Raw genomic sequence first — 1,119 nt, 5'->3', positions numbered from 1 at the left:
CCCCCCCCCCCCCCCCCCCCCCCCCCCCCCCCCCCCCCCAGCGTAGCATTGTTCGGTGAGTGTCGGCGGCGCGACGTTTGAGAGGGTTGGCGCAAGGGCGCTTTGTCCGGAGGCCTGGGCGCCGGCACCCCTCATCCGACCGGCTCCGCCGGCCACCTTCTCCCGCAAGGGGAGAAGGGAGCGAACGTGAACAAATCGCGAACAAAAGCTTGACGGCCCGGGGCGGTCGGGTATCCTTTCGGTGCGGTGGCGCTGTGCGCCCTGCGGCTCCTGACATTGCTGATGTGGCGCGTTCGCCTGGTTTGGGCGGGCGCCGTCGCGCCAAGCTGGAGGCCCCCACGCCCGCTCCGCGGGCTGCTCCCCCCGAGGGGGGAGATCTTTTCAATTCATCGAAGGAGGCCGCGATGGCCGGGACGAGCGGGCGCGGCGGGGCGCGGCCGGGGGGCGGGCGGCCGAGCCGCTATAGGCCCGAGTATGCGGAACGGGCCGAGGCTTGGCTGGCGCAGGGGTTCAGCGTGGGGGCGCTGGCCGGGGAGCTGGGGGTGTCGCGCTTCACCGTGCTGGGCTGGGTGAAGCGCTGGCCGGCGTTCGCGCAGGCGGTGGCGCGCGGGCGGGCGCGGGGTCTGGTGGTGTGGGAGAAGCGGCTGGCCGAGGCGGCGCTGAGCCGGCCCGGCGTGATCCAGTTTGCGCTCCGGCGCCTGTCGCCGGCCGACTGGGGCGAGGCGCCGGACGCGGCGGAGGTGGCGGTGCTGGACGGCGGCGACGGCACGAAGCCCACGGCGGAGATGAAGCCGCTGCGGATCATCACGACGTGGGTGGAGCCGCCGCCGCGGCCGAGGACGGGGGAGGGCGGCGCCTGACCGGGGCGCTTCAGCGGCAGCCCGCGGCGCCGGCGGCCGCCAGATAACCGCGCACGATGTCGACCAGCCGCTCGGGGTCGGCCGGCCGTTCGCCCTCGGCCCGGGTGAAGTCGACGCCGACCACGCAGCGCAGGCCGCCCGGCGTGGTCACCGGCCAGAAGTCGAACTCGGTCTGGTCGTAGGGGTAGGTCTCGGAGCGGGTGCCGACATGCGCGTCGAGCGCGCCGCGCGCGGCGTCCTCGTCGGCGCGGGTGGGCGC

The 1,119-nt window shown here is 75.5% G+C and carries 2 protein-coding genes; one reads left to right on the top strand and one right to left on the bottom strand.

The window, feature by feature from the left end; translation table 11 throughout:
- The first annotated feature begins 404 nt into the window (after positions 1-404).
- A complete protein-coding gene (locus G3573_RS21570) occupies positions 405-860 on the top strand; it encodes a helix-turn-helix domain-containing protein (RefSeq protein WP_163263676.1) in 456 nt (151 codons plus the stop codon).
- Positions 861-870: 10 nt separating this feature from the next.
- Here G3573_RS21570 and G3573_RS21565 read toward each other — a convergent pair.
- On the bottom strand, positions 871-1,119 hold a 249-nt coding region (locus G3573_RS21565), incomplete at its 5' end, for a hypothetical protein (protein WP_205598436.1).

This window comes from Caulobacter sp. 17J65-9, from assembly GCF_010975005.1.
In the GTDB taxonomy this organism is placed as follows: Bacteria; Pseudomonadota; Alphaproteobacteria; order Caulobacterales; family Caulobacteraceae; genus 17J80-11.
This window is presented reverse-complemented; position numbering and strand designations above follow the sequence as displayed.